Consider the following 8,132-nt stretch of genomic DNA (forward strand, 5'->3'; position numbering starts at 1 on the left):
GTGTTAAAAATTGTCAGTTTCCCCCTAACCCTAGGGTTGATGCATAGTAGGGTTGATCCATAGTAGGGTTGATTAATAGTAGGGTTGATTCATAGTAGGGTTGATTCATGGTAGGGTTGATTCATGAATCCACCCTACCCCCCTTAAGGAGATTCAATTAAGTTTTTTCTAGAGATTATTATGGTTGTCACCAAAGAAAAATTATATACCTTTGCGGAATATTTAAATTATCGAGACTGCACAGATAATAAGTACGAATTATTTAACGGAGAATTAATTTCCATGCCTCCCGCTAGTGGCTTTCATGCTTTGATACTTAGATATATATTTAAGGTGTTAGAAAGGGAAATAGAGAGGCTACAATTGGACTGGCAAGTTATGCCCGCTACGGTGGGAATTCGCACCGATAAAGCTAAATCGAGAATTCCAGATTTAATGATTTTAACTGCTGAACAATGTCAAGAGATTAGAAATATGACCATAGCAGTGATTGAATTTACTCCCCTGTTAGTGGTAGAAATTGTTAGCCCCGGTAATGCCGATGATGACTACCGTTATAAACGTTCAGAATACGCAGTGAGAGGCATTCCTGAATACTGGATTATCGATCCTATGTCCCTAAAAATATCAGCTTTAACCCTGATTTCTGGATTTTATGAACTGGCAGAATTTGACAAAGAAGATAGGATAATATCGGTAACATTTCCCGATTTAAAATTAACTCCTCAAATGGTCTTTGAATACTAAAATCTTGGCTGGAGGTTATCATGATTGCTACCCAACAAAAAATATATACCTTTACAGAATATTTAAATTATCAGGACTCCACAGATAATAAATATGAATTATTTAACGGAGAATTAATTCCTATGCCTCCCGCTAGTGGCTTTCATGCCTTAATTCTTGCCTTTATTTATGATTATTTAATGGCAGAAATTAAAAGATTAAATCTAACTTGGAAAGTTATGCCCGCCACCGTAGGAATTCGCACCGATAAAGCTAAATCGAGAATTCCAGACTTAATGATTTTAACTGCTGAACAATGTCAAGAGATTAGAAATATGACCATAGCAGTGATTGAATTTCCTCCCCTGTTAGTGGTAGAAATTGTTAGCCCCGGTAATGCCGATGATGACTACCGTTATAAGCGTTCAGAATATGCGGTAAGAGGCATTCCTGAATACTGGATTATCGATCCTATTGCTCTAAAAATATCAGTTTTAACCCTGATTTCTGGATTTTATGAACTGGCAGAATTTCACAACGAAGATAGAATAATATCGGTGACATTTCCCGATTTACAATTAACTCCTCAAATGGTTTTTGCCCAGTAGCATTATTAACGATTATGACTATCCCCTTAGAAATCCAACAACGCTGCCAACAATTAAAAACAGAACTACAAAGAGCCAGTTATGCTTATTATGTTCTTGATGATCCTTTTATACCCGATAGCGTTTATGATCAACTTTATCGGGAATTAGAAGACATAGAAAAGCGTTATCCCCAATTAATCACCCCCGATAGTCCCACCCAAAGAGTCGGGGATAAAATCTCTAGTCAATTCGTTTCTGTCCGTCATAATATTCCCCTGTATAGTCTCGAAAATGCCTTTAACCTCGAAGAATTAAATAAATGGGGCAACCGTTGGCAAAGATATGTAAATGAAACCCAAGACACGGAATATGTGTGTGAATTAAAAATTGATGGTTCCGCGTTAGCTTTAACCTACGAAAACGGCTTTTTAGTCAGAGGTGTTACTAGAGGGGATGGAGTCACTGGCGAAGATATTACCCCCAATGTGCGGACAATTCGCTCTATTCCTTTACGCTTAAATATAGATAATCCCCCAGCAATTGTGGAAGTGCGCGGCGAAGCCTTTTTCCCCCTCGATACCTTCGATAAAATCAATCAAGAAAGAGAAGAAAAAAGGGAATCTCTCTTTGCTAATCCCCGCAATGCGGCAGCAGGAACCCTACGACAACTAGATCCGAAAATAGTTGATAAAAGACGCTTACAATTTTTTGCCTATACCCTGCATTTAGACGATAACAATATCACTACTCAATGGCAATCCTTAGATAGATTAGAAACCATGGGATTTCTGGTTAATCCCCACCGTCAACTCTGTCCATCCCTGCAAGAAGTGGCGCAATACTATCAAGATTGGCAAGAAAAACGTCATCAATTAGCCTACATGACCGATGGTGTCGTAGTCAAAATCAACGATTTACAGCGACAAAATCGGTTAGGATTCACTCAAAAATTCCCTCGGTGGGCCATCGCTTTAAAATATCCCGCCGAAGAGGTCGCCACGGTAGTTAAAGATATTATCGTCAATGTGGGACGCACCGGCGCGGTTACACCCATGGCGGTGATGGAACCGGTACAGGTAGCAGGAACCACCGTACAAAGGGCTACTTTACATAATAGCGATCGAGTGGCCGAATTGGATATCCGAGTCGGTGACACGGTAATTATCCGCAAAGCGGGGGAAATTATCCCAGAAGTGGTGAGAATCCTGCCAGAATTGCGTCCTAACCACACCTCACCCTTCCAGATGCCCACTAATTGCCCTGAATGTCAATCTCCCCTAGTTCGTCCGGTGGGGGAAGCGGTGACGCGCTGTGTTAATAGTTCCTGTCCGGCGATTTTGCGGGGAAGTGTAGTACATTGGGCCAGTCGCGATGCTCTCGATATCCGGGGATTAGGGGAAAAAGTGGTAATTTTGCTGATTGAACAGGGATTAGTTACCGCCATTTCTGACCTCTACAGCCTCGAAAAAACGGAAATTGCCAAATTAGACCGAATGGGCGAGAAATCCGCCTTAAATTTGATTACAGCTATGGCTCAGAGCAAAAATCAAAGCTGGTCGAGGGTACTTTATGGGCTAGGAATTCGCTATGTGGGCAGCGTTAACGCCAAAATTCTCGCCGAAAGTTTTCGGACTGTGGAGGAGTTAGCTAACGCCAGCGTGACTGATTTAGCTTCTGTCTATGGTATCGGTGAAGAAATCGCTCAATCGGTCTATGATTGGTTTAAAATCGCCGCTAATCGGGATTTAGTCGCTAAATTACAGGCGGCTGGTTTACAATTTGCCGCAGCAGCAAAAACCACCACCACTAAAGCGACTTTAGCAGGGAAAACCTTTGTCATTACTGGCACTTTACCAACTCTCAAACGGGAGGAAGCGAAAGAATTAATCGAAAAAGCTGGGGGGAAAGTGACGGGTTCTGTCAGCAAAAAAACCGATTATTTAGTGCTAGGAGAAGCGGCGGGTTCTAAGCTAGAAAAAGCCCTAGAATTGGGCATTACTCAGCTAACCGAAGCACAATTACTCGAATTAATCGAATTCGGAAAAGTCTAGTAAAATCTGGATTATTTCCTCAACATAAAAGACAAGTTCATCCTTAAAAAATATCAACCAAACTGGGCGATAAACCTGATTTAATCTAGGAACAAACTCATCAGATAAACAGTCAATTTTTAAGGACGAGAAAAGTAACATTATATTAAGTAAATGTCTCTGGTTAAGGACTTTCTGCTATTCTGAGGAATAGGTATATAGTGCTAGTCCTCACGGATATTCAAACTCTCTCTAACTTTTTATAAAAAAACATAAATAACAGGGGGTTATACTAATGATAACTTCAGAGTTGGCTTCTTTAATTATCGGCATTGAAGAAAATGTGCGGCCAGAAAGCGAATATTATGGCAAGCTAGTCGAATGGCGAGAAAAATATCAAACGTGGCATTATGGAATTAGCTTATCGAACACGCATTTCTTTAGTTTAGGAACTCTAGAAAAACAAGAACTGCAACTCCTAAAACGCCACGATATTCGTGATTTTGACCTGAGAATTCTTCCTGATGTTAAATCACCCTTTGAAAGCGACGAAGTTATAGAACGACTTAAATATGCTTTGAGATGGTTACAGGACTTACCAGACAATTCACCTAATAAGACAATCACAGGTAAGGAATTGGCTTTTCGGATATTGACAGGCAGTCCAGATTATGAATATTCTGGAGATACAAAACCAATTCCCCCCGACCTAAGTTATGAGGATTATTTAAAGCAAAGTTGTCCAAAACTGAAGCATCGTAAGTATTCTCTTAAAAATCCCCAAGTTTGGGCTTATATGTTTTTGTTTGTTTTTGTTTTATTTGTTGCAATTTTAACTCCTCCTTTATTTGATTTGATAAAAAATTTGATTGGTTCAATAGCTTGGCTTAAAAGTATAGATAATCTAGTTGAAAATATATCAAAAATATTGTTTTTCTTGTTCATTTTTATCATATCTTTCTTGCTTTGGAGAGTTTTTGTAATTATATCAAATTTTAAATGGTCGGGCTTTCAGAAAAAAAGCTTTTGGGATTGGCTACAATTATTGATAGTACCTCTAATGTTAGCTCTAGGTGCTTTCTATCTGAATTCTGCAGCCGACTTTAGAGATTATCAGATTGCACAAGAGCGAAAACAGCAGGAGATTTTGACGGATTATTTTTCCAAAATGCAAGATTTAATTGTAGAGACAAAAAAAATCAAAGAAACACCCAGTTCTAAAGAATCAAATCCAGAGGAAAGGTTACTGCTAGAATTTAGACCGACTGCTCAAGCTTTAACTCTCTCTGTTTTAGAACAATTAGATGGCAAACGTAAAGGAAAAGTCATCACTTATTTAGCTGAATCACAGTTAATCAATAAAATAGATCCTCTGATTCAATTAGGTGGAGCGAATTTACAAAAATTGGAGTTAAAAGGTCGTCAGGTGTTTTCCTCGATCAACATCGTAGGAGCTAATATGACAGCAACAGAATTGAGCGATATACTTATTTCTGACTCGGACTTGTCCACAGTTAATCTCACTGAGGCTGTACTGCAAGACGTGACTTTTGAAAATTCTAATTTATCAGGAATTAACCTTGATGGAGCATCGCTTACAAATGTTTCTCTCGAGAAAAACAATAAATATCAAGATGCTTGTTATAGCAATAAAAATAGCTTATCAGACAGAGAAACTTTATCCAGACTAGGTTTTCAAAAAATAAAGCCTGGTTCTAATGATTGTAAGCTCAAAGGTGGTAGTATAGATAAAAAACTGAAACAGAAGAAGTAAGTATTTAAACAACCTTAGATATTTGAGGATATTATTTACCATGAATAATAAGTATTGTTTGTTAATGACATTATTTTGTCTAGTATTCAATTGTTTGAATATAGCATCGGCTCAACCTAACTTTTCTTGGGGGGTTGTTTATGGTTCAGAAACGAACATTCAAGAGGCACAAACAGAAATTAATCAACTGCCTGGACGATTGCCACAATATCGAAACCTTGAGCGTTTATTATTTAAACGTAGCAACTTTTATGTAAGTGTCATCTTATTCCCAACCAAGCAAGATGCTAATAACGCTCTACCAATAATAGAGAATGAATATAAAAGAGGCTCATTTGTCAGATCTCTTAACGAGTGGTGTCGTCCTAATTGGAGTAACTATAGAACGGCAATAAATGGCATAAGCTATTATGACTGCGGAAACTGAAAATAAGAAATCCTTGTCAGAAAAACTAGGGTGATCATTCCTCGATCGCCCTACATTTATTTTAATGTTTACTTGATAAATAAGCTCTAAGACTGGAGCAAATCTGCGGAAGTATTGTCAAGTTTAAATAAAAATATAGTCAAACATAGTCATTCACGGTAAAATAAGCTCATCAAACCGCCGGTCGCTGGTAGGAGGTTTTTGTTTTGGGGAGACTCCGAGACGATGCCCTGTCCGGTTATACTTCATCTTTATGAGAAACGCCGTCACTAAAAAAATCGCTAATTAATCGGGTAAATAAAAGCTGATAGCTAAAAAAACTGATAGCTGATAACCCGGGAGAAAATATAATTGTAGCTACCTACCCATTCCTGATTAATTGCTATGGCAGAAGAAACCACCACCCCCGCAACTCCGGCAGCAGAAGCAGCAAAACCGGCTCAACCTGCGGCTGCTAAAAAACCCAAGGAGCCTACCGTCGAGGAAAAACCCTTCGCTGAATTTATTGAGCAGCATTTTCAGCCCGCACTGGCGGCAGCCTTGCAAAAGCTCGGTATAAGTGATATAAAGCTGTCCTTTAAACAGGATAAAATTCCCGTGCAGGGCTTTTCTAGCTCTCCCTGTTGGCAGTTAACTGGCAATTGGCTCGAGGGAATGCGTCAATTTAGCATTTATTTTTTGGAAGAAAACATCAATGGTAAAAAAGCTTTTTCTCAAGCTGAGGGCGGTGCTCAACCTAGTACACTTGAATCATTTATGATCGATGAAAGGAAAGTTAGTCTTGATTTACTGTTGTTTTACACCCTGCAACGGCTTAACGGTCAAAAGTGGTTGACTAGAAACTAAAATTGCTGAAGATTAGCGATCGAGAAGGGGGGTAAAATGAGTATAGACGACCACCGCTTATCGATCGCTAATAGTAATTATGCGTGTATTTGTACTACTTTTTAACGCAGGCACAGAAAACGAAGGTATCCACACCATTCAAATGGGAGCTATCAATAAGGTGTTGATGTTTGAATCGGAAGATGATGCCACCCGTTATGCTCTGCTGTTAGAGGCCCAGGATTTTCCGACTCCCACGGTAGAGAAAATTGATTCCGAGGAAGTGGCAGAATTTTGTCGCGGCGCCGGCTATCAAGCGGAAATGATTGCAGCGGGTATGTTGGTAATTCCCCCCGAAAGCAATGCCGAGGAGTTGGATTGGCAAAAAGAGGAGTTTTCCGAGATTCCCGATGCGGAGTTGGATTGGCAAAAAGAGGAAGTCTCCCTCGCCGAGGAGGAGTTTTCTGAGATTCCCGATGCGGAGTTAGACAGCATCCGTCGTCGTCTAGAAGGACTTTTGTAATCCAGTGATTCAGTGAACAGTAATCAGTAGTTTGGAGTCAGAAGACAGGATAGTAAATCAATATTGTTCACTGATAACTGATAACTGATAACTGATAACTGATAACTGATAACTGACCACTGATAACTGATAACTGATAACTGATAACTGACCACTGATAACTGATAACTGAATATGACAACCGTGGGGGAATTGGGCGAAAATTTGGTGGCGGATTGGTTGCAATTACAGCAATGGCATATTCTCCAGCGTCGTTGGCGTAGTGCTGGCGGTGAAATCGATTTAATCGTCTTGTCTAAATCCCAAGCGACTCTCGCTTTCGTCGAGGTGAAAACCCGCAGTGCTGGCAATTGGGATTTAGGGGGCAAATTAGCGATCAATGACCGTAAACAAGGGAAAATTTACGGAGCTGCCCAGATATTTCTCGCCTTTTATCCCCAATGGTCTGATTTAAGCTGTCGCTTCGATGTGGCGTTAGTTAGTTGTCAAAAGAGTTCTCTATTAGCTTTACCTGAGTTTTCCCTTGATTATCCCTGTCAGCTACAGGCAGGTTATCAATTGCAATTACAGGAATATCTCGTGGCGGTTTTCTAAAAACACAATAGGCCCGCCTAGGGAGGCGGGCTTCATCTTGTACAAACGATATGGACTCCTAAAAGTTTAACGGACTCAATACAATAGAGGTTTACAGAACCCACAACAGTCTATCTGTCAACTATCAAGATTTCTCAGTTTACCGACTCAGGTGCTGATTACGGCTCACTCCATCTGTCCTATATCGAGCAACAGAGGCGAAACCATACTTTACTTTACAAACTTTGAGAATCTGCGTCCGATTTAGCTGTTGCGTTGAGCTAGAGCAGGTGGCACAGGCTCTAGGTCTTTTTGCCTGGAAGGAAGTTGAGTCGCTTCCTTTGTGCCTTATGTTTTTAAGATAACACGTTTGTCAGGACTCGATCGACCTTGTGATTAAAGTTTACACTTATTGATTTTTAGCAAAAATTGCCGTTACAAAACTATAGATAAGTGGCTGATAGATGTAGATAAGTAGGGTCTGCTGAAAAAGTTTTTCGTGGGGGTAGGGTGTGGGGTGTGGGGTGTAGGGTGTAGGGTTTTACCGATTTTGAGGTAGTCAGTTACCTAATTTTCAGGGAAAAAGTCCAGGGATTTTCCCTCCGATCACTCCAATGGTAGGCACTTTTTGAGGGAAAAAAAGTCTAAAAGCCTTATCCAACAA

Annotated in this window: 8 protein-coding genes; all 8 read left to right on the forward strand. The window is 40.0% G+C overall.

What is annotated here, in order from left to right:
- Positions 1-180: 180 nt before the first annotated feature.
- Positions 181-747 (forward strand): Uma2 family endonuclease, encoded by a 567-nt coding sequence (locus PX482_RS11960; RefSeq protein ID WP_288093155.1) that lies wholly within the window; start codon positions 181-183, stop codon positions 745-747.
- Positions 748-767: 20 nt separating this feature from the next.
- On the forward strand, positions 768-1,334 hold the full coding sequence (locus PX482_RS11965) for a Uma2 family endonuclease (protein WP_288093156.1): 567 nt from the start codon (positions 768-770) through the stop codon (positions 1,332-1,334).
- Between the two features lie 14 nt (positions 1,335-1,348).
- Entirely contained in the window at positions 1,349-3,367 is a 2,019-nt protein-coding gene (ligA, locus tag PX482_RS11970; protein ID WP_288093159.1) for an NAD-dependent DNA ligase LigA, read from the forward strand.
- A 274-nt stretch (positions 3,368-3,641) separates the two neighbouring features.
- Positions 3,642-5,120, forward strand: a complete 1,479-nt coding sequence (locus tag PX482_RS11975; RefSeq protein ID WP_288093162.1) for a pentapeptide repeat-containing protein — start codon at positions 3,642-3,644, stop codon at positions 5,118-5,120.
- Between the two features lie 40 nt (positions 5,121-5,160).
- Positions 5,161-5,547, forward strand: a complete 387-nt coding sequence (locus tag PX482_RS11980; protein WP_288093165.1) for a hypothetical protein — start codon at positions 5,161-5,163, stop codon at positions 5,545-5,547.
- A gap of 384 nt (positions 5,548-5,931) precedes the next feature.
- A complete protein-coding gene (locus PX482_RS11985) occupies positions 5,932-6,393 on the forward strand; it encodes a DUF2996 domain-containing protein (protein WP_002762532.1) in 462 nt (153 codons plus the stop codon).
- 79 nt (positions 6,394-6,472) lie between these two features.
- On the forward strand, positions 6,473-6,895 hold the full coding sequence (locus PX482_RS11990) for a DUF3110 domain-containing protein (protein ID WP_002762531.1): 423 nt from the start codon (positions 6,473-6,475) through the stop codon (positions 6,893-6,895).
- A 174-nt stretch (positions 6,896-7,069) separates the two neighbouring features.
- Positions 7,070-7,489: a YraN family protein gene (locus tag PX482_RS11995; protein WP_002762530.1), complete on the forward strand. Its 420-nt coding sequence runs from the start codon at positions 7,070-7,072 to the stop codon at positions 7,487-7,489.
- Positions 7,490-8,132: the final 643 nt, after the last annotated feature.

It is taken from the genome of Microcystis sp. M53602_WE12 (assembly GCF_030065455.1).
Classification (GTDB): Bacteria; Cyanobacteriota; Cyanobacteriia; order Cyanobacteriales; family Microcystaceae; genus Microcystis; species Microcystis aeruginosa.

Bases quoted from the DNA above. Each gene is read 5' to 3' on its own strand.
- PX482_RS11960 (WP_288093155.1), top strand. From the start codon at position 181: ATGGTTGTCACCAAAGAAAAATTATATACCTTTGCGGAATATTTAAAT.
- PX482_RS11965 (WP_288093156.1), top strand. From the start codon at position 768: ATGATTGCTACCCAACAAAAAATATATACCTTTACAGAATATTTAAAT.
- ligA (WP_288093159.1), top strand. From the start codon at position 1,349: ATGACTATCCCCTTAGAAATCCAACAACGCTGCCAACAATTAAAAACA.
- PX482_RS11975 (WP_288093162.1), top strand. From the start codon at position 3,642: ATGATAACTTCAGAGTTGGCTTCTTTAATTATCGGCATTGAAGAAAAT.
- PX482_RS11980 (WP_288093165.1), top strand. From the start codon at position 5,161: ATGAATAATAAGTATTGTTTGTTAATGACATTATTTTGTCTAGTATTC.
- PX482_RS11985 (WP_002762532.1), top strand. From the start codon at position 5,932: ATGGCAGAAGAAACCACCACCCCCGCAACTCCGGCAGCAGAAGCAGCA.
- PX482_RS11990 (WP_002762531.1), top strand. From the start codon at position 6,473: ATGCGTGTATTTGTACTACTTTTTAACGCAGGCACAGAAAACGAAGGT.
- PX482_RS11995 (WP_002762530.1), top strand. From the start codon at position 7,070: ATGACAACCGTGGGGGAATTGGGCGAAAATTTGGTGGCGGATTGGTTG.